This is a genomic window from Microbacterium gorillae (assembly GCF_050990725.1).
In the GTDB taxonomy this organism is placed as follows: Bacteria; Actinomycetota; Actinomycetes; order Actinomycetales; family Microbacteriaceae; genus Microbacterium; species Microbacterium gorillae_A.
On the sequence record NZ_CP158844.1, the window covers coordinates 294,071 to 317,749 of the forward strand.

The following is a 23,679-nucleotide window of genomic DNA, read 5'->3' on the forward strand; positions in this document are numbered from 1 at the left end:
CACGTTACAAGCGCTCTGTCCCGAACGCTTCTCCGAATCTGCCCGGTCGGCGAATGCTTCTCGAAAGCCTGGTCAGAAGATGGAAATCGCATCGCAGAACGCGTTTTGCGATGCGATTTCCATCTTTCCGGCGCGATCAGTCGTCGTCGCCCTCGGCCTGCGAGGGGTGGCCGGCCGGGCGCGGATCGGCGTTGTCGTGGTCCAGTTCCGGATCCTCGCCCTCCGCCTGGCTCGGGTGACCGGCGGCGGCGTGGTCGAAGACGGGCGGCTCCAACCGTCCGGCGTCCTCGCTCGGAGTCTCAGCTGTGGTGTCCATGTCAGTCCTCTTCTCTTGCTCCGAAGCCTGCGTCCGGAGCATCGTCGGGAAATCCCGTCGGACGCTCGTCGTCGGGGAATCCGGGGTCCGGGTCCTCGTCGATCGGCCGCTCATCGGCGTCGACGGGCTCGGGTGGGATGGTCGCATCGGGACGGATGAAGTCCGCAGCCGAAGCGACGGGGTCGGGCTCCGGGAAATCGGTCATGCTGCACCTCCGTTCGCCGGGTGCGCTCCGTGTGTACTCTGCACCCGGTCTCTCCACGTTACGCCGCTGTCTTCGAACCCGACACCCCCTCGCGACACGCCGTCGAACGCACGACCCTGGAAGGTCAGCAGATCCGACGAGAGAACGGAGAGGACATGCCTCAGCGCAACTCATCGATCAAGGACGAGAAGGTATACCGGGCCCTGCGGCGCGAGGGCGCTTCGGAGCAGAAGGCAGCGCGGATCGCGAATGCCTCCGCGCGCGACGGCCGATCGGCGGTCGGGCGACGCGGTGGCGACGCGGAGCCCTATGACGAATGGACGGTGCCGGAGCTTCGCAAGCGAGCGAAGGAACTCGGGATCTCGGGATACTCCGGCAAGCGCAAGGGTGAGCTCATCAGCATGCTGCGCAACTCGTGACGCGAATGCCGCGGGGCGAGTGCTGCGGGGTGATGCGAGTGTCGCGGGCGAGTGATGCGACTCTCGCGTGACGAGTGATCCGACTGTCGCGTGACGAGTGATCCGACTGTCGCGGGGCGAGTGATGCGACTGTCGCGTGGTTCGCGCGATTCGCGTGGTTCGCGCCGTTCGCGCGATTCGCGCCGTTCGCGCGATTCGCGCCGTTCGCGTGATTCGCGACACGGACGGCGCGGACGGCGGTCGCGAACTCCGCGCAGCAATAACGCGAATGCGCCGCGTACCCGCGCAACCGATGGACCCGCGTACCCGCGCAACCCATGACCCGCGAGACTTCCGTCTGTGGGCGAGAATTCACGCGTTGCGGCGATTCTCGCCCACAGACGGAAGTCTCGGGGGAGGTGGGGTGGGTTGTTAGCGGCGACGGGGTCGGGGGAGAACGGCACAGAAGCTGCCCGGCAACGGGACGGACGAAGGGCGCCCCGGTGGGGGCGCCCTTCGTTTCGGAGGCTCAGGAGTCGGGGGCTACTCCGAGCGGTGAGTGCGACGACGCGCGAGAGCGAACAAGCCCAGACCCGCGAGGAGCAGGGCGATCGCTACCGGAGCGCCGGACACGTCCATGCCCGTTGCGGGCAAGTGCGTGGCTGAGGGGGAGGCCGGCACCGCGGGAATCGAGTGCGTCGGAGCGGGAGATGCCGTTCCGGTCGAGCTCGGTGTCGGGTCCGTCGGCGTCGGCGTGGGTGTTCCGGGGTCGGTCGGCGTGGGCGTGGGTGTTCCGGGGGCGGTCGGCGTGGGCGTCGGGGTTCCGGGATCGGTCGGCGTCGGCGTCGGGGTTTCGGGGGCGGTCGGCGTGGGCGTCGGGGTTCCGGGATCGGTCGGCGTCGGCGTGGGCGTTCCGGAGCTCGTCGGTGTGGGCGTGGGCTCCACGACCCGCTTCGCGATCGTGATCACCAGCGTCTGTGCCACGGCGGCATCCGCCGCCTCGGCGCGTGCCGTGATCGCCGCGATCAGGCTCCGCAGCACGCCCGCCGTCGGCACCGCGCCCGGGGTGGCCGTGATGGTGACGGAGTACGTGCCGGGCGTGGTGGGTGTTCCGGAGATCGTCGCCGATCCGTCGCCCGCATCGACGAAGCTCAGTCCGTCCGGAATCGCCCCGTCCACCGTGAGCGACGCAACGGGGAATCCGTCGGTGCGAACGGTGAACGATCCGGCATCCCCTTCGCGGAAGTCCGCCGCTGCGGGCGAGGTGAACACCGTCGGGGCAGTCACCGTGATGCGCAGCAGCTGCAGGACCGAATCGATCGAGTTCGCTGCGGTGAGCATCACGGTGCTCGCGCCGGACTCGGTCGGGATCCCGGTGATCGTCGCGGTGCCGTCCTGGTTGTCGGTCAGCGTGAGGCCGGCCGGGAGCCCGGCATCCACGATCGATGCCGCCGGGAAACCGGTGGTCGTCACCGTGAACTGCACCTCATCGCCGATCTGCGCCGTGAGCGTGTCGGCGCTCGTGAACGCCGGTGCCTCCTCGACGGTGAGGGTGAACGTCTGGTCCACCGAGCCCACCGCGTTGGTCGCGCGCAGTGTGAACGTGTAGGAGCCACCGCGCACATCCGTGCCGACGAGCGCGAGCGACCCGTCGACCTCGGTCAGCTGGACACCGGTCGGCAGATCGACAGCGCTGACCTCGGGCGCGGGGAAACCGTCTGTGGTGACGGGGAGCACGAACTCGCTGCCCACCACGGCGGAGTCCGCGGAGGTGATCGTCGGGTCCTCTGTCGACGTCACCACCACCTCGCCGAGGTCCGTGCCGCGCGCGTTCTCCGCCATGACGGAGATCGTGAACTGGCCGCCGTCGCTGGTCGCTCCGGACAGCAGGCCCGTTCCGTCGCCGTTGTCGACGAAGGTCACGCCGTCGGGGAGGTCCGCCACGCTCAGCGTCGGCACCGGGAATCCGGTCACCGTGACAGGGAACGTAATCGCGTCACCCACGTGCGTGTCGAGGGCGGACCCGCTCGTGATCCGGGGCCCGGCCTCCACCATGAGGGTGAACGGCTGCGTGGCACGAGCGTCCGTCCCGTCGATCTCCGCGTCGGCGTGCAGGGTGATCTCGTGCACTCCGAGGTCCGCACCCGCTCCGACGAGCGCGACACCGTCCGCGTCGTTGACCAGAGTGACGCCGGCGGGCAGGTTCTCGGCGGTCACCGTCGGCACCGGGTAACCGGACACTGTGATCGCCTGACGGAAGTCGACGCCTACCGTTGCGGAGTCCGCCGACGTGATCTGCGGCAGCTCGGTGATCGTCACGGGAATGGTGCGATCGACAGAGCCGCGAACGTTGGTGGCGGTCACGACAAGGTCGCTGAGGCCACCCGTGGCCGGGGTGCCGGACAGCGTCGCGGTGCCGTCGTGGTTGTCGGTGAACACGAGTCCGTCCGGCACTCCGGTCGCGCTGAGTTCCGGCGTCGGGAAGCCGGTCGCCGTGATGATGACGTCGCTCTCGACCCCCGCGCGGAAGCGTGCGTCCGCGGGGCCGGTGATAGCGGCGGGTTCCGTGACCGTGATCGTCAGCTCCTGCGTGACGTCCTCGGTGCCGTTCTCAGCCGTGAGCGTGACGGAGAACTCGCCACTCTGCGTCGGCGTACCCGCGAGGGTGGCGGTGCCGTCGGCGTTCGCGGTGAACGACAGACCGTCGGGCAGAGCGGTTGCGGTCAACGTCGCGTTCGGGTAGCCCGTTGTCGTGATGGCGAACGTCCCGCTCTCAGCGATCGCGAACGTCGCGTTGTCGGGGGAGGTGAACTGCGGCACGGAATCGATCACCAGGGTGATCGGCGTCTCCCATACCGGATCGAAGCCGTTCTCGGCGCGCACGAAGACGTCGGTGGTTCCGACCTCGGTGGGAGTGCCGGAGATCTTCCACAGGTTGTCGTCGATGCGCGTCAGGCTCAGGCCGACCGGCAGCGCCGTCGTCGTGATCGTGGGCGCGGGGAATCCGGATACCGCGATGAACGCCGTCAGCGGCTCGTCCACGCGATACCGCGGATCAACCGGAACGGTGGCGACCGGCACCGATCCGACTGTCATGTTCGGCTTCGCCAGGGACGCGCCCGCGGAGTTCACGGCGATCACGCTCGGCGTGAAGAGGCCGACCTGCGTCGGCGTGCCGTGAATACGGATGCCGGTGGGGGTGCCATCGGCAACGAGCCCATCCGGAAGTCCCGTGACGCTGGCCGCCGGGGTCGGGAATCCGGTGACGTCGATCGCGATGTCGACAGGTTCGTGCACCGGGAAGTCGTAGGAGTCTTCCGCCGCGATGACCGGCTTCTGGATCGCGGTGAACTGCATCAGCTGGACATCCGGATACAGGTTCATCGCGTTGATGACGATGAACGACGTCCCCGGGACAGCGGGACGGCCTGAGAGGGTCCCCGTGCCGTCACCGTTGTCGACGAAGCTCACGCCGACCGGCAGTGTGCTGGTGATCAGGCTGGGCACGGGATATCCCGTCGATGTGACGGTGAAGGTGAAATCCTCGCCGACGGGGACGCTGACGATGGCGTCAGACGTGATCCGGGCCGGCTGGTTCACCGTCATCCGCAGCCACTCCAGCGTGGTGGTGGTGCCATTCACGGCGCTGAGGATGATGAGGTGCTCACCGCTCTCGGTGACCGTGCCACGCAACCAGGTACCGTCCTGGTCGATGACGATGCTCAGCCCCTCCGGCAGGTCGGCGGCGGCGACCGTGGGGTGCGGGTACCCGCCCAGCTCGATCTTGCGGTTGATGGCATCGCCGACGCTGACCCACATGTCGTCGCCGGCATCGATCGTGGGCGCCTGGGTGATCGTGAGTACGACTTCGTGGGTCGCCGTGACGCCGAGCCTCGTGGCGGTCACCTCGATCGTCGAGGTCCCGGTGGCATCGGGTGTGCCGGAGAAGATCACCTTTCCGGATTCCTGCGTCACCTGCAGCCCGTGCAGATCACCGGTCACCGTGACGTCGGTGTTCGGCTGCGGGAGAGGATCGCCGCCCACGGTGAGCGTCACGGGAGCGATCGCGGTGTCGACCAGGGACGTGATCTCGGTGGGTCCCGAGATCGACGGTCCGACAAAGGGCGTGATGACGGTCGAACGGCTCTGCGTACCGTAGCTGTTGGCTACCTCGACCAACACGGTGACGGGCGTGGTCGGAGCGTCCGGGGTGGCCACCAGCTGCCAACCATCGTCGGTGTGTTCGAGGACGATCCATCCGGGCAGTGGCTGGCTGCCCTGCAGGACCACCGCCGTCACCGTCGGGGCGGGCGTACCCACCACGGAGATCGGGATGACCGTGTCGACCCCGACCGGAGCATTGGTGTTTCCGGGGAGCAGACCGAGCCCTGCCGCCTGGTTGATCGTCGAGGTGACGGGGAAGGTGAAGCTGCCCGCGGCGTTGGTCGCGCGGACATCAAAACTGAAGGTCCCGACGGTGGTCGGGGTGCCCGAAACGGTGAGCTCAGTGCCGTTCGGGGTGGCGGACAGTCCCGGCGGGAGGGTGCCGACGACTTCGATCGTCGGCAGCGGCCATCCCAGGGATTGGAACTGCGCGGAAACCGCGGCACCCACAACACCGTCCACCGTGCTCCCGCTGGGGCTGCTGATGGAGGGTGCCGCGTTGACATCGATCGTCAGGGTCTGGCTGACACCACCCGGGAGCGTGAGCGTCGGGGTGAAACGGCCGAACTGTTGGGGTGTGCCGCCGAAATGCAGGGTGTTGTTGCCCGCTGTGGTCGTGACTCCCGACGGAAGCTGGCCCGTGAGGGTGACGGGGGTGTCGTCGGGGCCGATCCACGTCGCCGTGAAGTCGGCGGGCTGGTTCACCTCGAACACCGTCTCGGCCGGGCTGGTGAACGCGAGGGCGGCGATGTTCAGGGCGACCGTCGCCGTGCGGGAGCCGATCGCGTTCTGTGCTCGCACGGTCGCTGTCGTGTTCCCCGCCGCCGTGGGGGTGCCCGTGATCGCGCCCGTGGTGCTGTTCAGTGTGACGCCAGCGGGGAGCGATCCGGACACGATGGAGAACGTCGGTGCCGGGGTTCCGGAGGCGATGAGCTGCTGGTTCAGTGCGACGCCGACCACGCCGGAGCCCGTGATCGGGCTGATCGTGGGCGTGGTGCCCTGGGCCACCGTGATGGGGGTGCTCGCCCCGGCTGTGCTCGACTGCGCCCAGGTGTCGGTGACGATGCCGGCGGGCGCGCGAAGCTCCACGGTGCCGGCTCCGCTGGCCTGTGCGGAGTAACGGTAGCTGCCGTTGCCGAGCGACGTGAGCGTTCCCTGGCCAAGCGACGCGGAACCGGTCGTGATTGCCTGGAAGCCGGCCGCCGTCGGTGCCGTGACGAGCGTGGCGGGCTGGCCGTCGGAGGTGATCGCCACATCCCAGGTGAGCTGACCCGAACCCTCGATCCACACCGGATTGGCCGTGGAGGCTCCCGAAGGCGCGATCGTCACGGACGGGGCGGAGGGCTGTGCGCCACCGGTGGGCGTGGTGCGGATCTCGGTCAGACGGATCGTGGTCACGTCGGGGGAGAGGTTGCGGGGGGAGTAGAAGGAGACCTTCAACGACGCCACGCTATGGAAGTTGGGTGACGGTGTGAAGCATGCCGACAGCCCGCCGTCGCACGTGAAGTTCATGATCTGGTTGAAGTCGGTTACCGCCTGGTAGCCGGTGTTGTAGACGCCCGTGGTGCCGTTGGTGTCGGTGACCGAGATGGCGGCGGACACCGCGTTCTCCCACACCGGGGCGCTCCCCGTTCGCGTGACGCTCTCGATGCCGATCATGAACTCGGTGTTGTTGCCGTTCGAGGTGAGATCCAGCGGCGAGCCGAAGGAGTACTGCAGGGTGGTGCCGGTGACGGAGCCTCCGTTCGGCGAGTAGGTCTGCACGATGCCCACCCCGCCGGATTCGGTGAATCCGTAACCGGACGGGCTCGTGGAGCTGACGCTTCGGGTGCCGGTGACGGTCCCGTTGAAGTCGTCGATCACAATCGGGGCGACCGCGGACGCCGCCACCGGGACGGCGACGATGCCGAGAGCAACGGTGACGGCGGCGATGACGCCGAGTGCCGCGGTGCGAAGGGACGACGAAGTGGTACGACGAACGCGCATGGGGGCCACATTTCGGGGACGACCGGAGAACCGGCGGAGGGGCGAGCGGTCGGGGACTCGGGGAGAGAATCCGCTCACCTGGGATTATGCCGGGTTTTTGGCCGCTGCGGAATGCATGATGCAATACCGTGACACGCCGGTGTTTCCGCGGCACATCATGGTGTGGCGGGCGGCGAAATCATGATCATGTCGCCAACCCCTGAGCCATGCGCCGGATCCGTCATGGTTCCGGCGCACGTTCATGCGTTCGCCGCAGCCGACGCCGCGCGCGGTGCCTGACGCGGGTGAGTCCGTTGGCGGATGGCGACGGCCGACGCGGGTGCCGCTGCCGGGTAGCGACTCATCCCGCGGCGCGCTCGTGCAGCTCGCTCGTGAACAGCTGCCCGTTGAGGTCCAGATACACCTGCCCCTCGGTGACCGAGACGGTCACGGTGTTCCGCCGCTCCACCGCGGCGACGGCCGACTCGATGAATCCGGGGTCGAAGCTGCGCACGCGAATGTCCTCGGCGCGATGCAGCGGCTTGCCCGCCCACGTCGCGACGACCTTCGCCGGGTCGCGGTGCGTCCATACGACGGTGCGGTCGGCCAGTTTGCTGCCGAAGTGGACGCGGGCGGCGTTGGGAGCGCCCACCTCGATCCACGCCGTGATTCGTCCGGTGAGGTCCTTCACGAGGATCGCGGGTTCATCGACCGATGAGATGCCCGCCGTGAAGTCGATACCCTCCTCATACTCCAGCGCGTACGCGAGTACGCGGGTGAGCATGTAGGCGGCGGTCTCCGACGGGTGCTGCGCCACTCGGAGGGGGAGCTCTTCGTATACGCCGCGGTCGACATCGGCGAGGGAGACCTGGAAGGTGTGGATCGTCGCGCCGGCAGCCATCCCTCGAGCCTATCGGCGCAGACACCGGCGGCCGCCGCGATGTCCAAGGACAGTGCGGCGGCCGACGGCTTCAGCGCAGGGCGATGGTCTCCCCGGTGGAGAACAGGCTGTCCGTCACCTGAATGGATGCGGCCTGTGTTCCGGCGGGGACGTCGAAGATCACCGGACCCTGCACAGCGTTGCCCGGGTTGATGGAGGCCACCCAGGTGCCCGCAGAGGAGTCGAGGTACACCGCCGCCATCGAATCGGCGTCGAACGTGCGGCCCTCCGCGTCGACGAGCTTGACGTAGTTCACGAGGAACATCTCGCCCTCGGCGCCGATGTTGGCGACCTTCAGATCCACCTGCAGGAACGTGCCCTGCGCGGTGGTCGAGAGCGGTTCGGTGCCGATCGTGGTGCCCAGATCCGTGACGCCGAGAGCAGTGAATTCGAACGTTCCGGAGACGACGGGCGTATTGAGTCCGGGGACGGCGGGCTCCTCGGCGGCGGGTTCCTCGGCTGTGGGTGCTTCGGCTGCGGGTGCCTCCGCCGCCGGGGCTTCGCCGCCGGGGGCGCTGCTCGGTGACGAGCAGCCGACGAGGATGAGAGCCAGCGCGGCAGCGGCGGCGGATGCGGTGACGGACAGGGGGACGAGGCGAGTGGACATGCGATCTTCCTTCGGTTGGACGGGCCCGACGAGGCCCTCATCCAGATCACCGCAGCGCGGAGAATCGCACACCCACAGATCGGTCGGCGTTCTCAGACGAAAGGAGGGAGCAACGTGAGCGGAGGGTGGTACACCGACGTCCGTCCCCACTCCTACGATCGGAGCATGACCATCCCGCCCGTGATCCCGCAGCCGGCGCGCCATGCGCCGTCGCGCGCGCGTCGGATCTGGTCGCTGGTGGGGTCCATCGCGATCGCCCTGTTGTGCGCGCTGTGGAGCTTCGCGGATGGCGGGAACTACGGTCTCGGGGACTCCGGCTACCCGCCGTTGCTGCGCACGATGGCGTACCTGATCACCTTCCCGATGGTCGCGGTCGCGGTGCTGCTCGTGTGGCGACACCGCTTTCCCGTGACGATCTTCATCACCGCTGCGGTGGTCACCTGCATCGCCCCGACGAACTGCCTCGCCGTGCTGATCTCCCTCGCCGCTGTGACAGCTGCGCGTCAGGGCTGGGTGCGGTGGGCTTGCGTGGCGGGCGCATATGTCGCGGTCATCGTGACGCTGATGTGGAACCTCGCCTTTCCCGGGTCGCCGCTGGCCGCCGCGGCGGCGACGGACGGGGGGACCGCGGGGCCGGCGGCCATGACGTTCGTGATCATCGTGATGGCGGCGTTCATGGTCGCGCCGTTCGCGGCCTTCGGTATCGCGCGGCGGTTCCGCAACGAACGTGATCGCGCCCAGGCGGGGGAAGCGGCCGCCACGCGCAACACGACGACGCTGCAGCAGGAGATGGAGCGCGAGCGCGAGCGTGCGGCTCTCGGTCGTGAGCTGCACGACACCCTTGCGGCACGGCTGAGCGCGGTGTCGCTGCATGCTGGAGCGCTGGAGCTGATGGTGGACGGCCGTGATCCACGCGAGGCCGCGGCGGCACGTCTGGTGCGCGAAGCGGCACAGGGTTCGCTGGACGAGCTGCGCAGCGTCGTGCACGTGCTGAAGAACCCCCAGGATTCCGGTCCGGGCGCTGGGCTGATGGATATCGCCGCGCTGGTGGATCAGTCGATCGCGGTGGGAACCGACCTGCGCGCGCAGCTGATGGTGGCCGATCCCGGCGGCTGTGACCGCGCCGTGTCGCACGCCGTGTATCGCGTGGTGCAGGAGGCAGTGTCCAATGCCCGCCGATACGCGCCGGGTGCGCCGGTGCGGCTCGATGTTCGGGGCGGACCCGAGAGCGGTGTGAGTGTCACGGTGTCCAACCCCGTGGCTCCCGGTGTCGTGGCCTCCTCGGTCGGTGGAGGCAATGGCCTCGTGGGAATGCGCGAGCGCATGGACGAGGTCGGCGGCACCTTCCAAGCGGGTCCGGTTCCCGGTGGGTTCACCGTGCTGGCGTGGGCGCCCTGGGAGCGACGCTGAGCGGCGAGACGCCGGGTGCCGCTGGGTACGATCGGGAGATGACTGCCGCCCCGATCCGCGTGCTCGTCGTCGATGATGACTCCATGGCAGCCGCCGGGATGACAGCGGTGCTCAGCACCGCTCCGGACCTGGAGGTCGTCGGCCGGTGCACGGACGGTGATGAGATCGCCGCAGCGCTCGCGACACATGCCGTCGATGTGGTGCTCTGTGACGTGCGCATGCCGCGAATGGACGGGGTGAGCGCTGTCGCGGCGCTGCGGGATCGCGCGGCTTTCCTGATGATGACCGCCTTCGATGACGAGGGTGCGGTGTTGCGGGCGATCGATGCGGGAGCGAGCGGGTTCCTGCTCAAGGACGACGATCCGCGGCGCATCCTCGATGCGGTTCGTTCCGTGGCGGCCGGCGATGCCGAGTTCTCCCCCCGCGTGGCGCGACAGCTGGCCGCATGGGTGCGCGACGACGATCGAGCTGTCGCCCGTCGCGACGCCCAGGCGAAGGTCGCGATGCTCACCGAGCGTGAGCGGGAGCTCGCCATCGCCGTGGTGGCCGGGGCGTCTGACGCGGAACTGGCGGAGGCATTCTTCATCGCCGCGTCCACGGTGAAGTCCACTCTCAACGGCATCCGCGTCAAATGGGGGATCCGCACCCGCACAGAGCTCGCCGTCATCACGGTCCGCGCCGGCCTGGCGTAGGCTGTCTCGCCGGCATACCCGCCAACCCATGACCCGCGAGACTTCCGTCTGTGGGCGAGAATCCACGCGTTGCGCCGATTGTCGCCCACAGACGGAAGTCTCGCGGGAGGTGGGGTGAGTTAGGGGGCGACGGGGATCCAGGTGCTTCCGGCGGCGGAGCTCGCCTCGACGGCATCCAGCACGCGCTGGATGTGCAGGCCCTCGGCGAAGCTCGGCGAAGCGGGGACGCCCTCGGCGATCGCGGTGACGAAGTCCACCACCTGGTGGCTGAAACCGTGCTCGTAGCCGAGCATGTGGCCGGTGGGCCACCACGCACCGGCATAGGGGTGCTCGGCCTCGGTGACCAGAATCCGACGGAAGCCCAGCTCCAGCTCGGGAGCCGTGGCGTCGTAGAACTGCAGCTCGTTCATGCGCTCCATGTCGAAGGACAGGGCGCCGAGCGTGCCGGAGATCTCGAAGCGGAACGCGTTCTTGCGCCCGGTCCGGAACCGCGTCGCCTCGAACGATCCCAGCGCTCCGCTGTCGAAGCGTCCGGTGAACAGCGCGACATCGTCGACGGTGACCGCACCGCGCTCCTCGGAGGCGGTGCCGCTCAGACCCACACCGGAGGCGAGGAGAGGACGCTCGGTCACCAGGGTCTCCAGCAGACCCGAGACGGACGTCAGGTGCGCCCCCGTCACGAACTCCACCATGTCGATCGCGTGCGCACCGATGTCGCCCAGCGATCCGGATCCCGCGCGCTCCTTCTGCAGTCGCCACGTGAGCGGAGCCTCGGGATCGGTGAGCCAGTCCTGGAGGTACTCGGCGCGGATCTGACGGATCTCACCCAGACGCCCATCGGCGACGAGTTGACGGGCGAACGTCGCCGCGGGTACGCGACGGTAGGTGAATCCGACCATCGATCGCACGCCGTTGCGCTCCGCCTCCTCGGCGACTGCCGTCATCTCGGCGGCCTCCGCGACGGAGTTCGCGAGCGGCTTCTCGCACATCACGTGCTTGCCGGCGCGCAGGGCGGCCAGGGCGATCTCGGCGTGGGTGTCTCCCGGGGTGACGATGTCGATCACGTCGATGTCGTCGCGCTCGATCACGGCCCGCCAGTCGTCGGACGCCTCCTCCCAGCCCCAGGTGTGCGCGGCCGACTGCGCGCTCTCCAGCGATCGGCCCACCAGCACCTGCATGCGCACCTCGGCGGGCAGATCGAAGAACCGCGGCGCCACGCGCCAGGCCTGGGAATGAGCGGCTCCCATGAAGCCGTGGCCGATCATCGCGACACGAAGTACCTGGGGCATCGTTGCTCCTCCACTAAAAAGTTGTTTCGCACAACATATTCCACGAAGGCCCGTCCGTCCACCCTGCGGACAACGGAAGTGTCTCGAAGTCCCCGCTTGCGCGAAGGGCCGAATACGCTGGTGCCATGAGTCAGCAGCGCAGGGGGAATCGCACAACGACACTCGGCCGTCGCCTTCGGGGATGGGGCATTGCGGCCCTGGCCTCGATCGTCGTGCTGAGCGGCTGCTCCGCATCGGGTCTCGTGGATGAGAGCTCCACCGGCACCGACTGGGCGGATGACGGATGCACCAGCGTGGTGGTGGCCACCAGCTCCGAGAAGGTGAACATGCTGGACGCTCTCGCCGACGCGTTCAAGGATTCGTCCGAGGCCAAGTCCTTGAAGACCTGTGCCACGGTGCGTCCGATCAACGTGACGTCCGGCGATGCGACCCGCTATCTCACCGCAGGCGGCGACTGGCCCGATGACGACACCCGCCGCTGGCCGACGATGTGGTCGCCGGCTTCCACCGTGTGGACCTCCCGCGTCGCGGCCGCGGCATCGCCGGCCATCGTGGGGGAACCGAAGTCGTTCACCCACACCCCCGTCGTGTTCGGCATGCCCGAGACGATGGCCAAGGCGCTCGGCTGGCCGAACAAGGACATCGGAATTCCCGATCTCGCGAAGCTCTGCCAGGACCCGGCGGGCTGGGGCAGTGTGGGCAAGCCGGTCTGGGGTGCGTTCAAGATCTCCAAGACGAACCCCAACACCTCCACCACGGGCCTCTCCGCCATTCTCATGCAGTCGTACGCGGCAGCGGATAAGACGGCGGATCTCACCACCGCCGACGTGGCAGCGGCAGCCGACTTCTCCCGCGTGTTCGAGGAGTGCGTCATCCATTACGGCGACACCACGGGCAAGGTGCTGAACACTCTGTACAAGGGCACCCAGAACGGCACCGGGGGCTCCGGTTACGTCTCCGCCATCGCGCTGGAAGAGACCTCACTGCTGAACTACAACCAGGGCAACGCGGACTCGCACACCGTGGAGCCGGGGGAGACGCTCACTCCGCCGAAGGAGAAGCTGGTGGCGGTCTACCCGAGCGGTGGATCGATGTGGTCGGACAACCCCATCACCGTGCTCGGCACCTCCTGGGTGACGCCGGAGCAGCGCGCCGCGGGTGAGGCCTTCGCCGAGTTCCTGCAGACCGAGACGGCGCAGCGGATCCTGCCGAAGTTCGGCTTCCGCCCGCTCGACGAGTCCATCCCGCTGGGCGATCTGTTCACCGCCGCCTACGGCGTCGACCCAGCGAAGCCGACCGTCTCTCTGCCTCAGCCCGCCGTCGACGTGGTCTCCGCGGCCATCGATCAGTGGACCACCATCCGCAAGCCGTCGAGCGTGCTGGAACTAATCGACATCTCCGGTTCCATGGACGAGCCGATCGGTGACGGCCGTTCGCGCCTGGACGGGGCGATCGAGGGCGCGCAGTCCACGCTCGGACACTTCCGCTCCACCGATGAGGTGGGGGTCTGGGCCTTCACCACCGGCGTCTCCTCCGACGTGGGCAACGGCATCGTGGAACTGCGCGACGTGGAGCCGCTCGCCGACGCGAAGGAGAGCATCAACACCTCCCTCGACGACCTCCGCTACGCCCAGCGCAACGGGACGCCGCTGTATGACGCGATCGCCACGGCGTACGACGAGATGCGCAGTCGCGCCGAGCCCGGTCGTATCAACGCGATCGTCGTGCTGTCCGACGGCGAGGACACCGACTCGTCGATCTCGCTGGACTCGCTGATCGCCAAGATCCGCCAGGATTCCGGAGAGGGGTCGGGAGCCGCTCCGGTGCGCATCTTCCCGATCGCATACGGCAACAGCGCCGACACCAGCGTGTTGCAGCGGATCGCCGAGGCGACGGGCGGTCAGTGGTTCGACGCCTCCGACTCCGCCAAGATCGACCTGGTGTTCGCCTCGGTCATCAACAACTTCTGATCGGAGCCCCCGTGCCGCAGCTGCTCCCGTTCGATTACGTCAGCGACGCGATCGAGCACCTCGCCTCACAGCAGGTGTACGTCGACAACGGCGTGCCCGGCTGGCAGGCGCTGCAGGCGAGCCTGGAACAGCAGGTCGCGGGCACGGACATCGCGGTGGTGGTGTTCCCGGAGGTCGCGACCGCGATGGGACGATCCTCAGAGCTTCTCGACCGCATCGCCTCGCGGGACACGCACGACACGCTGGTCGTGGCGGTGGGGGATGACCTGTCCGCCACGTCCGATGCGGTGCCCGCGTCGGAGGCGATGCGGATCGCGAACGAGCAGGAGCAGCTCGGACAGCCGACCGAGTCTCTTCCCGCCACCATCGAGGGCATCGTGGCGCTCGAGCCGACGGGAACCGGTGACGGCGGTGGGGGCGGACTCGTGGCCGGGATCACGGTGGGAGCAGTGGCGCTCGTGGTGGCTGTGACTGTTCCGATCGTGATCGCGCGTCGGCGCCGGAAGGCGAAGGCGAAGACGAAGCCGACCGCGCTGCCGGGACCGATTCTCACGGACATCTCCACGCTGCGCAGCTTCCTTCCGGTGTATGCCGCGTCATCGGATCATGTCGCGCAGCGAGCCGTGCGTGGCATCGACGCGCTCGCCACCAACACCGGCGAGCTGTTCATGCGCCTGGCCCGTCGACCCGACGACGGCCAGATCGCCACCGCCGGCGTGGAGTATGACGCGAAGCTGCGCAAGCTGATCGCGGCGCTGCACCCCGACTACCTGCTCGACATCGTCCGCAACCCGCACCTGTGGGACGATCCGCAGGAGCGGATCGCGGAGGTCGAGCGTGCGCTCACCGCGGTGTCCGACGAGGTCGTGGAGAACATCAAGCAGGTGAACGCGTTCCGTGCGCTGCACTTCCAGGTGAGCCTGGACGGCCTCGTGGGCGGACGCAAAGAGCTGCAGGACTGGGACCGCGACTTCCGCGCCGCATCCGGCGACGCGTAGGCCGCGGGGCCGTCGAGGTTAGTCGCGTGGCGCGCGCTCGTCAACGGGGTATGCAGACCGGACGCTGGAGAGCAGAGTTGGGCAGGGCGACGCGGTGGAGGAGAATCTGACTCCCGGTCAATACCGCACTTCGATCCTGTGGGATGGTCGTCGCCCCGGCAGAAGACCGGACTGCTTGAGGGCTCGTCCCCTCCGGTCTTCTGCCGTCCACGCGTTCGCCGCGAACCTGTGAGGCTCACATCCTGGGCGCGTAACGTCATGATATGAACACGCAGAAACGAACGAGCGGTGTCGTCACCGCCACGCTGGGCCTGAGATCGGTGCTGGTGGGTTCGTTGCCTGCCACCCTGATGACAGACCACTCACCGTCTCGATACTCGGTCGAGACGAGCTTTACGCGCCGACCGGAGCACGACGAGGTGAAGGGCATGCTGGGTACCAGGACGCTCGAAGTCCTGGCCGACGCGGGATACCCGGAAGTCAGACTCGCCGTTGCCGATCGACGACTCATCATCTCGAACACGACGCTGGAGGAACTGCGGGACGGCCTCGCACACGTTCTGGCCGACCGGGTCGCGGAGGTGAGCTCCGGAGTGCAGGAACTTCGCGCCGCCGCCGCAGCACGATGGAGGACGGCCGCGGTAGCCGAAGAGTCTCGAGTCACCGCAGTCACAGCCCTGGCGGAGTCGGTGACATTCCTCCCGTCCGACCCGGACGTCGTCGAGCTTGAGGATGATCTCGTCCAGCTCGAGAACTGGGCCGATGAAGGAGGCCACGAACGCTGAGCGCCCGCGACCTCGGGGGCGAACATCATGGACACGACAGGGCGGCCACGCAGCCCCGCAGTCAGAACGGCGACCCTACCCGCGCAGGATCGCACCCCGCGACGTCCACACGCTGCTGTCGTCTACAACCCGCGGACGGTGTCCCTCGATCAGCTCAGCGCTTCGGCGGTGGAGCAGGAGCGCATGCACGGGTGGGCACCGACTCGGTGGTTCCGCACCAGCCCTGATGACGGGGGCACCGCTGCCGCCGGGTTGGCCATCGATTCGATCCCGCGCGTCATCATCGTCGCCGGCGGAGACGGCACGGTGCGAAGCGTGATCGAGGAGCTGGAAGGTAGCCCCATCCCGGTGTCACTGGTGCCCGTCGGCACGGGGAACATCCTGGCTCGTGATCTCGGTCTTCCGCTCGGCGATATCGCCACCTGCATGGCCGCCGCGTTCTCCGGTGAGGAACGCAGCATCGACATGGGAGTCGCCGAGCTTGAGAGCGGGGATGGGCCTCGGAGGCACGTGTTCGTGGTGATGGCCGGGATCGGCCTGGACGCCGAGATGGCGCGGAGCACGAGCGCGGCGGCCAAGCATCGTCTCGGCTGGTTCGCCTACGTGACACCCATAGCCCGATCGATCATCGCCAACCGACGCTTTCAGGCGGACTACCGCGTTGACCGCGGCCCGATCCGATCCACCCGCGCACACACGATCATCGTGGGCAATTGCGGCACACTTGCGGGACGATTCCTCCTCATACCCGATGCTGTCATCGACGACGGGCTGCTCGACGTAGTGATGATGCGGCCCGTGAGTCGATTCAGCTGGCTCTGGATCGCCGCACAGCTCACGATGCAGAAGCTAGTGCACCGCTCGGCGCTCGGACGCCGAGCCGTCCGAGGTCTGCGACGCACGCGGGCGCTCGCCTACACGCAGGGTCGTGAGTTCGACATCCGCTTCGAGGCCCCGCATGACGTCCAACTGGACGGTGACCACTTCGGTCGCGTCACAACCGCGCGCATCAGTATCGGACCGGCATCTCTGCGGTTGCGGGTGCCTCGCGCGTCGTCCTACGCCAGAAGCGTGGACACGGCCTCGGAAAGCGCAGCGGGGGCGGGGCGGTAGTACGCCCACTTCCCGCGCTGTTCCCGCGTGACCAGTCGGGCCTCGGTGAGCAGTTTCATGTGGTGCGACACCGTGGGTTGCGAGAGTCCCACGGGGGCGGTGAGGTCGCAAGCGCACAACTCGCCGGCGCTGCTGTTCAGGATCAGCGAGAGCAGCTTCACCCGCGCCGGGTCGCTCAAGGCCTTGAACACCGTGGCGAGTTCTTGCGCGGCGGTGTCGTCGATCGCCTGACCGGTCCCGCAGCAGGACGCGCTGTCGGCCTCGACGGTCAGGGGGAGCGCGGTCATACACTCATTCTGCCTCACATATTGACATCTGTCGATATGACGAGCAGGATCTTCATATCGACAAACGTCAATACATGGAGGTCGGAGTGAATCCCGTCGTCATCATCGGTGCCGGACCCCAGGGGCTCGCCGCCGCGGCGCATCTGCTTGAGCGGGGTCGTGAAGCCCTGGTTCTGGAATCGGGCGACGCCCCGGCCGCAGCCGTGGCCGAGTGGGGACATGTCCGTCTGTTCTCCCCCTGGCCGGAGCTTACCGACGCGGCCGCTCGGCGCCGTCTGGAGGCGACCGGCTGGTCAGCCCCGACCGAGGGCTACCCGACCGGAGCGCAGTGGATCGAGCGATACCTCGCACCTCTTGCGGCGACGCTCGGCGATCGGGTGCGCTATGGGGCGCGCGTCGTCGGCGTCAGCCGCAAGGGGCGGGACCGGTCGGTGGATGCAGGCCGCGCGGAGCAGCCTTTCGTCGTTCACCTCCAGCGCGCGGACGGGGCCGAGGAGCGTGTGGAAGCGCACACGGTGATCGACGCCTCCGGCACATGGCGGACTCCGAACCCCGCCGGCGCAGACGGGATGCCCGCGCTCGGCGAGCGGGCCGCGTTCGCAGCGGGCCTCCTCACACACGCCATCCCGACCATGGAGGATGCGGCGGCGTTGGCTGATCAGCACGTGGTCGTCGTGGGTGGCGGCCACTCCGCCGCCACAACGATCGGCACGCTTTCGCGCGTCGCGAAGCGTGAGCCAGGGATGCGGATCACCTGGGTGCTGCGTCGCGGCGTGGTCGGAAACACGTTCGGCGGTGGGAGCGCCGACCAGCTGCCGGAGCGAGGTGCACTGGGTCAGCGGGCGAAGAGAGCGGTGGAAAGCGGTCTCGTCGATCTCGTCACCGGATTCCGCACGGAACGGGTCATCAGCGACGGCGGCCAGGCGGTGCTGGTGGCCGAGGACGGCCGCCGCCTCGAGCCGGCCACGCGAGTGTTCGTCGCGACCGGCTTCCGCCCCGACCTCTCCTTCCTGTCTGAAATCCGCCTCGACCTCGATGTGCGCCTGCAGGCGCCCGCGAAGATCGCCGCGGACATCGATCCCAACGTGCACTCATGCGGCTCTGTCCGAGCCACGGGTGCCGCAGATCTCGCCCAGCCCGAGCCCGGGTTCTCCATCGTCGGTGCCAAGTCCTACGGTCGCGCGCCGACGTTCCTCGCGCTGACGGGCTTCGAGCAGGTGCGCAGCGTCGTTGCGGCCATCGCTGGTGATCGCGAGGCCGCGGAGCGAGTGGACCTCGTCCTCCCGGACACCGGTGTGTGCGGTGGCTCCGGGGTGTTCGACGCACCGGACGAGCAGGCTGGTGCCGGTTCGTGCTGCGCGCCCGCGCCGCAGCTCATCCAGCTCGGCATGGCACCCGCCGTGCGTTGAGTGACAGGCTGAAGGGGCAGGAACCAGCAGGTTCCTGCCCCTTCGTGCGCTTGGTGCCGCTCAGGGCAGAAGCTCGGCGAGGAGGCTTTCGATGCGCTCCTTGATCTCGTCGCGGATCGGGCGCACGGACTCGATGCCTTGACCGGCAGGGTCCTCGAGCTTCCAGTCTTCGTATCGCTTCCCGGGAAAGAACGGGCACGCGTCGCCGCAGCCCATCGTGATCACCACGTCGGATGCCTGCACTGCTTCCGTCGTGAGCACCTTCGGCTGCTCGGCGGTGATGTCGATGCCGACCTCGCGCATGGCCTCGACCGCGACCGGGTTGATCTGATCGGCTGGCATCGAGCCGGCGGAGCGGACCTCGACGCGGTCACCCGCGAGCTCGCGGAGCCAGCCGGCGGCCATCTGAGAGCGTCCGGCGTTGTGGACGCAGACGAAGAGCACGGAAGGAGTCGGGTCGGTCACGGTCGTTTCCTTTGGTCGGTGAGCGTGGAGAGGAGTTCGCGGACGCGACTCTCGATGTCGTCATGAATCGCCGCGACCCCCTCGGGTGAGGCAAGGGCCGGGTCTCCGACGGTCCAGTCTTCGTAGCGAACGCCAGGAATGATCGGGCAGACGTCACCGCATCCCATTGTCACGACCACGTCGGCAGCGCGCACAGCGTCATCGGTCAACGGCTTCGGGAACGCCGTGTCAGCGCCCTGCGGACCTTCGATCTCGACCAGCAGCGACTTCACGTGCGGATGTACGTCCACGGCGGGCGTCGAACCGGCGGAGCGGGCGATAACCCTGCCGCCGGCGAGCTTGTTGACGATCGCCGCGGCGAGCTGTGACCGTCCGGCGTTCGCGACGCAGACGAACAGCACCTGCGGCACGCTCGAACCGCGGTCGCGAGCCAGGTCGGCCAGACGCTGGCGGGCGAATCGCTCGGTGAGCGGGATCAGGTGCTGCGTCAGCTTCGCTGATCGCACCAGGCCCGCGTACGATTCACGCACGATCGCGATGATCAGGTCTCGGTTCAGACCCGTCAGCTCGTCCGCGAGATCCTCAGCAAGCCGGGTCACCCGCGCGTCCATCGTCTGCAGCGCTTCCGCGCGCTCCGCTTCGCTCTCCACGGCATCGAGCATGGCGGCAGGCGCGAAGGCATCCAACAGCGCCGTGACCGCTCCGCGGCGGGCCGGCGTGATGCGGTAGTACACCCAGGTGCCGCGGCGCTCCGAGAGCAGCATGCCCGTGTCCTTGAGGACCTTCAGATGATGCGAGATCGTCGGCTGCGACACGTCCGCCAGCTCGGCGAGATCGCACACGCACGCCTCACCGCGCGGGTCGGTCGCGATGGCCGAGAGCATCCTCAGGCGCAAAGGATCGGCGATCGCCTTGAGTGCGCCGGAGACACTCGCCGCTTCTTCGGCACCGATCGCATGGGTGGCCGTGGGGCTGCAGTCTTGCTTATCGAGCGTGGTGATCATGACGATGTCTGTCCGTAGGGGTCGGTGTGAAACCAAGCGCGGGCGGCCCAGAGCGAGACATATACGAGGCCGACAAGTACGGGGACCTCGACGAGGGGGCCAACGACCCCGGCCAGGGCTTGCCCCGACGCTGCGCCGAAGGTGCCAATGGCGACCGCGATGGCGAGCTCGAAGTTGTTACCTGCGGCAGTGAACGCGAGCGTCGCGGACCGCGCATAGCCGAGACCGAGGCTCTTGCCGAGCAGCAGGCCTGCGAACCACATCAGCGCGAAGTAGACCAGGAGCGGCAGCGCGATCCTTGCGACGTCCAGTGGGTGGGACGTGACCTGCTCGCCCTGCAGGGCGAACAACAGGACGATCGTGAACAGCAGCCCGTACAGCGCCCATGGTCCGACTCTCGGTATGAACTTCTCGTCATACCAGTCGCGGCCACGGCGCTTCTCGCCAATGAAACGCGACGCGAAGCCCGCTATCAGCGGCACCCCCAGGAAGACCAGTACGTTGAGCGCGATCTGCCAGATCGAGACGTCCAACCCCTGCGCGTCCAGCCCCAGCCAGCCCGGCAGCACGCTCACGTAGAACCAACCGAGCGCCGAGAACATCACGACCTGGAATACCGAGTTGATCGCGACGAGCACCGCCGTGGCCTCACGGTCACCACAGGCGAGGTCGTTCCAGATCACCACCATCGCGATACATCGCGCCAGACCGACGATGATGAGACCGGTCCGGTACTCCGGCAGGTCTGGAAGGAAGAGCCAAGCCAGAGCGAACATCACCGCGGGGCCGGCCAGCCAGTTGAGTGCCAGCGACGAGATCAACAGCCTCTTGTCTCCGGTGACGGCGGCGACCTTGTCGTACCGCACCTTCGCAAGCACCGGGTACATCATCACGAGCAGGCCCAGCCCGATCGGGATGGAGATTCCGCCAATCTCCATTGCCGAAAGCGCGTCGGAGAGCGCGGGCGCGAATCGCCCGAGCAGTAGACCGGCGCCCATCGCGAGGACGATCCAGAGCGGCAACCACCGGTCGAGGGTGGACAGGCGCTTCGGGGCAGCGCGCGTCACCGCCTGCGTCACGCGAGCAGCTCCTCGATCTTCGCTGCGTTGGCAGGCTTCTGATGTACGCCGATCAGCACATCCACACGTTCGTCGTTCCGGTCAGGGCCGAGCGTCGAGATCATTGGATGCCTCCGGTTATATCGATGTACGTCTATATTGACAAACATCGATATGCACGTCAAGTCACTGATAGCCGTTCACGCGTAGTCCTTCCTGCCGTCGTTGCCGGCGCGCGTGTGTGAAGCCCGTACCGGCATGCCGATCACCTGATCAGATCGCGGCGAGCTCGTCCGCGATGGCGCGGAGATGTGCGACGGGGATCGCGAGGACCGCGGCCAGAGCGTAGATGGTGGTGCTTCCGAGCATTCCGAGCAGCTCGCTCTGCGCCAGCATCGGCAGATGGCGGGTGACCACCTCGCGCGAGACCGGGTGTGCCAGCAGCTCCGGCACACTGGTCCCGATGCCGAACTCCCCGACAGCGAAGTCATCCAGGGGTGGCAGCGGCTCGGCGGCGGCGGTCGCCCGATCGCGCTGCGCGTGGACGAGCAGGTGCTCGGGACCCGGCTCACCCACCGTGGGAATTCCGAGCCGCTGGAACTGGCTGGCCGGCGCATCGTTCTCGCGGAGCTGGGTCGCGAGCAGCCGCAGCATGCGCAGCTCCAGCTCCGGGTCGTCCAGCGGGCGCTCCTGGCCCGGATCCGCCTCGAGATCGAAGAGGAGCGAACCGAACACGTACGGATTGATCTGTGCCCGACCGCGCAGTCGCAGCGGACGCACGCCCTTCGTGAAGGAGAACGGGGACGCGAGTTCGGCGTCCGCGAACTCGGCGGGCGCGAACCTGCCGCGCATGTGGGTGGGCATCAGGGTGTATTCCTCGAGTGGTGCGTTCGAGGGATCCGCGCACGCGCGCATGTAGACGTAGCGCCCGTCGGTGATATTGACGTGCCCGCCGTGGATGCCGAAGAGCGCGCCCGCACGCTCCACCGTTTCGAGCGGGGCACCCAGCATGTCGGCCGTGGCGTCGATACCGAAGAACTCCAGCAGTGTCGGCGCGATATCGATGGTCTGCACGAGGCGCGCGCTGCGCTCGCCGGCGCGACGCGTTCGCGGATCCCACAGGAACGCCGGCAGATGCACGAGCTCGTTGAACCAGGGCTGCACGCTCTTGGCCCACCAGCCGTGCTCGCCGAGGAGGAACCCGTGATCGGTGTTCACGATGAGGAGGGTGTCCTCCCACATGTCGTGTTCGTCCATGGCGTCCAGCACGCGGCCGAGTGAGCGATCACACATGCTGACCAGTGCCTTGTACTCGAAGCGGGCGTGCTCGACCTGGTCCTCCGCCTCGGTCACCTTCGCGTACGGCGGCCAGTCGAACTCGGGTCCGTCGTAGTCGTGCGGGTAGAGCTGCTTGTACTCGTCGTAGGTAAAGAACGGCTCGTGGGGATCGAAGCACTCGATCTGCACGAACCATCGATCCGCATCCGCGTTCGTGTCGATGAACTCGATGCCGGCGTCGAAGGTGAGTTCGTGATCTATCTGACCGTCTTCGAGGTGATCGGCTGGGCAGCGTTCACGTTCGTGGCGGGTGTGCTCGCCGACGCGTTCGGGCTGCGGACGGTGTTCCTCTGGATCCTCGTGTTCCTCATGCTCGTCAACGCCGCCGTGCTGGGCTTGCTCTACCGCTTCTACCCCCGCGATCGAGCCCGCGTCGACGCCCTCATCGCAGACCGGGTGCGGGTGGAGGGCGAGTGACGCCCGGCTGACGCGCGGTGGCGAGGATGCGGCAGCACGCGCATCCTCGCCACTGCGTTTCGCGTCGGAATCGCTCCGGACAGTCAGGGCTGCTGGTGGTCGGTGTGCAGCCACTGCTCGAACGTCGTCGTGGCGGTGTCCCGTGCGCCACCCCCGCGGAGCTTCCCGGACGCGAGACCTCGTCCGTAGGCACCGGGAAGGCGCATCTCCAGCACCGCACGACGACGGCCGTCGTGCGCGAACATGCGACGCACCATGTCGGCCAAGGATTCATCGCGAGGTCCGAGCAGATCGCGCGCTCGACCCGCGGGTGCACCCTCCGCGAGGTCGATCAGGTGCGCGCCCACCTCGCGTGCGGCGACGGGACGGGTGAGGGTGCGCGGCACCAGCGTCAGCGGGCCGAAGGAGGTCTGCCGGACGATCTGCTCGGCGAACTCATGGAACTGACCGGTGCGGGCGATCGTGTGGGGCAGGTCGGAGGCCTCGACGAGACGTTCCTGCGCCAGCTTGCCCGCGTAGTACGACGTGTCGATGTTGTCGATGCCGACGATCGACAGCGCGATGTGATGACGCACCCCGCTGCGCTTCTCGGCCGTGAGCAACTGACGCGAGGCGGCGCCGAAGAACTCGACTGCCTGTTTCGTGGACAGCGTCGTGCTGTTGAGGGTGTCGATCACGACGTCGACACCCGCGAGGGCCTGCTCGAGTCCGCTGCCGTGGAGCACGTCGACGCCGTTTCCGCGCGTGAGCAGAACAACCTCGTGTCGCCGTTCGTGCGCGGTCTGGACCGCGTAGCGTCCTACGGTGCCGGTCCCGCCGGCCACTGCGATTCTCATGTCCATTTCTCCC

The 23,679-nt window shown here is 67.9% G+C and carries 20 protein-coding genes; 8 read left to right on the plus strand and 12 right to left on the minus strand.

Going from position 1 to position 23,679, the window contains the following annotated elements; all coding sequences use genetic code 11:
- Nucleotides 1-136: 136 nt before the first annotated feature.
- Together ABTV68_RS01395 and ABTV68_RS01400 are read right to left on the minus strand one after the other, a co-directional pair.
- On the minus strand, nt 137-316 hold the full coding sequence (locus ABTV68_RS01395) for a hypothetical protein (RefSeq protein ID WP_433675832.1): 180 nt from the start codon (nt 314-316) through the stop codon (nt 137-139).
- A 1-nt stretch (nt 317) separates the two neighbouring features.
- Nucleotides 318-521, minus strand: a complete 204-nt coding sequence (locus ABTV68_RS01400) for a hypothetical protein (RefSeq protein ID WP_433675833.1) — start codon at nt 519-521, stop codon at nt 318-320.
- A 155-nt stretch (nt 522-676) separates the two neighbouring features.
- On the opposite strand from ABTV68_RS01400, the gene ABTV68_RS01405 reads away from it, so the two are divergent.
- Entirely contained in the window at nt 677-940 is a 264-nt protein-coding gene (locus tag ABTV68_RS01405; protein ID WP_402839672.1) for a DUF7218 family protein, read from the plus strand.
- Nucleotides 941-1,462: 522 nt separating this feature from the next.
- Here the strand turns inward: ABTV68_RS01405 and ABTV68_RS01410 are convergent.
- From ABTV68_RS01410 to ABTV68_RS01420, 3 genes are all read right to left on the minus strand, one after another.
- The gene (locus tag ABTV68_RS01410) at nt 1,463-7,069 is read right to left on the minus strand and encodes a beta strand repeat-containing protein (RefSeq protein WP_433675834.1); all 5,607 of its coding nucleotides are present in this window, start codon (nt 7,067-7,069) and stop codon (nt 1,463-1,465) included.
- A gap of 340 nt (nt 7,070-7,409) precedes the next feature.
- Complete coding sequence (locus ABTV68_RS01415) at nt 7,410-7,949, minus strand: YaeQ family protein (protein ID WP_433675835.1); 540 nt, start codon at nt 7,947-7,949, stop codon at nt 7,410-7,412.
- A 70-nt stretch (nt 7,950-8,019) separates the two neighbouring features.
- Nucleotides 8,020-8,595 carry a DUF4352 domain-containing protein gene (locus tag ABTV68_RS01420; RefSeq protein WP_433675836.1) on the minus strand — a complete coding sequence of 192 codons (576 nt, stop codon included), beginning with the start codon at nt 8,593-8,595 and terminating at the stop codon, nt 8,020-8,022.
- 165 nt (nt 8,596-8,760) lie between these two features.
- Here ABTV68_RS01420 and ABTV68_RS01425 point away from each other — a divergent pair, with 165 nt between their 5' ends.
- Nucleotides 8,761-10,005 carry a sensor histidine kinase gene (locus ABTV68_RS01425; RefSeq protein WP_433675837.1) on the plus strand — a complete coding sequence of 415 codons (1,245 nt, stop codon included), beginning with the start codon at nt 8,761-8,763 and terminating at the stop codon, nt 10,003-10,005.
- Nucleotides 10,006-10,043: 38 nt separating this feature from the next.
- Nucleotides 10,044-10,697 carry a response regulator gene (locus tag ABTV68_RS01430; RefSeq protein ID WP_433675838.1) on the plus strand — a complete coding sequence of 218 codons (654 nt, stop codon included), beginning with the start codon at nt 10,044-10,046 and terminating at the stop codon, nt 10,695-10,697.
- 119 nt (nt 10,698-10,816) lie between these two features.
- Here the strand turns inward: ABTV68_RS01430 and ABTV68_RS01435 are convergent, their stop codons facing one another.
- Nucleotides 10,817-11,962 carry a Gfo/Idh/MocA family protein gene (locus ABTV68_RS01435; protein ID WP_433677668.1) on the minus strand — a complete coding sequence of 382 codons (1,146 nt, stop codon included), beginning with the start codon at nt 11,960-11,962 and terminating at the stop codon, nt 10,817-10,819.
- A 149-nt stretch (nt 11,963-12,111) separates the two neighbouring features.
- Between ABTV68_RS01435 and ABTV68_RS01440 the strand changes: the two genes are divergently transcribed.
- From ABTV68_RS01440 to ABTV68_RS01455, 4 genes are all read left to right on the plus strand, one after another.
- Nucleotides 12,112-13,956 carry a substrate-binding and vWA domain-containing protein gene (locus ABTV68_RS01440; protein ID WP_433675839.1) on the plus strand — a complete coding sequence of 615 codons (1,845 nt, stop codon included), beginning with the start codon at nt 12,112-12,114 and terminating at the stop codon, nt 13,954-13,956.
- A gap of 11 nt (nt 13,957-13,967) precedes the next feature.
- Entirely contained in the window at nt 13,968-14,954 is a 987-nt protein-coding gene (locus ABTV68_RS01445) for a hypothetical protein (protein ID WP_433675840.1), read from the plus strand.
- Nucleotides 14,955-15,217: 263 nt separating this feature from the next.
- The gene (locus tag ABTV68_RS01450) at nt 15,218-15,739 is read left to right on the plus strand and encodes a hypothetical protein (RefSeq protein WP_433675841.1); all 522 of its coding nucleotides are present in this window, start codon (nt 15,218-15,220) and stop codon (nt 15,737-15,739) included.
- Nucleotides 15,740-15,877: 138 nt separating this feature from the next.
- Nucleotides 15,878-16,852 carry a diacylglycerol/lipid kinase family protein gene (locus ABTV68_RS01455; protein ID WP_433675842.1) on the plus strand — a complete coding sequence of 325 codons (975 nt, stop codon included), beginning with the start codon at nt 15,878-15,880 and terminating at the stop codon, nt 16,850-16,852.
- Here the strand turns inward: ABTV68_RS01455 and ABTV68_RS01460 are convergent.
- Complete coding sequence (locus ABTV68_RS01460; RefSeq protein ID WP_433675843.1) at nt 16,798-17,139, minus strand: ArsR/SmtB family transcription factor; 342 nt, start codon at nt 17,137-17,139, stop codon at nt 16,798-16,800. The two genes, ABTV68_RS01455 and ABTV68_RS01460, sit on opposite strands and share 55 nt — an antisense overlap.
- A gap of 74 nt (nt 17,140-17,213) precedes the next feature.
- On the opposite strand from ABTV68_RS01460, the gene ABTV68_RS01465 reads away from it, so the two are divergent.
- Nucleotides 17,214-18,548: an NAD(P)-binding domain-containing protein gene (locus ABTV68_RS01465; protein WP_433675844.1), complete on the plus strand. Its 1,335-nt coding sequence runs from the start codon at nt 17,214-17,216 to the stop codon at nt 18,546-18,548.
- A 60-nt stretch (nt 18,549-18,608) separates the two neighbouring features.
- Here the strand turns inward: ABTV68_RS01465 and ABTV68_RS01470 are convergent, their stop codons facing one another.
- The 5 genes from ABTV68_RS01470 to ABTV68_RS01490 form a co-directional block, all read right to left on the minus strand.
- Nucleotides 18,609-18,953 (minus strand): arsenate reductase ArsC, encoded by a 345-nt coding sequence (locus tag ABTV68_RS01470; RefSeq protein WP_433677669.1) that lies wholly within the window; start codon nt 18,951-18,953, stop codon nt 18,609-18,611.
- A gap of 56 nt (nt 18,954-19,009) precedes the next feature.
- Nucleotides 19,010-20,017, minus strand: a complete 1,008-nt coding sequence (locus ABTV68_RS01475; RefSeq protein WP_433675845.1) for a metalloregulator ArsR/SmtB family transcription factor — start codon at nt 20,015-20,017, stop codon at nt 19,010-19,012.
- A complete protein-coding gene (gene arsB / locus ABTV68_RS01480) occupies nt 20,014-21,096 on the minus strand; it encodes an ACR3 family arsenite efflux transporter (protein WP_433675846.1) in 1,083 nt (360 codons plus the stop codon). The genes ABTV68_RS01475 and arsB overlap by 4 nt, the downstream gene beginning before the upstream one ends.
- Nucleotides 21,097-21,348: 252 nt before the next feature.
- Nucleotides 21,349-22,944, minus strand: a complete 1,596-nt coding sequence (locus tag ABTV68_RS01485) for a sulfatase-like hydrolase/transferase (RefSeq protein WP_433675847.1) — start codon at nt 22,942-22,944, stop codon at nt 21,349-21,351.
- A complete protein-coding gene (locus ABTV68_RS01490; protein ID WP_433675848.1) occupies nt 22,914-23,666 on the minus strand; it encodes an SDR family oxidoreductase in 753 nt (250 codons plus the stop codon). The genes ABTV68_RS01485 and ABTV68_RS01490 overlap by 31 nt, the downstream gene beginning before the upstream one ends.
- Between the last annotated feature and the right edge of the window lie 13 nt (nt 23,667-23,679).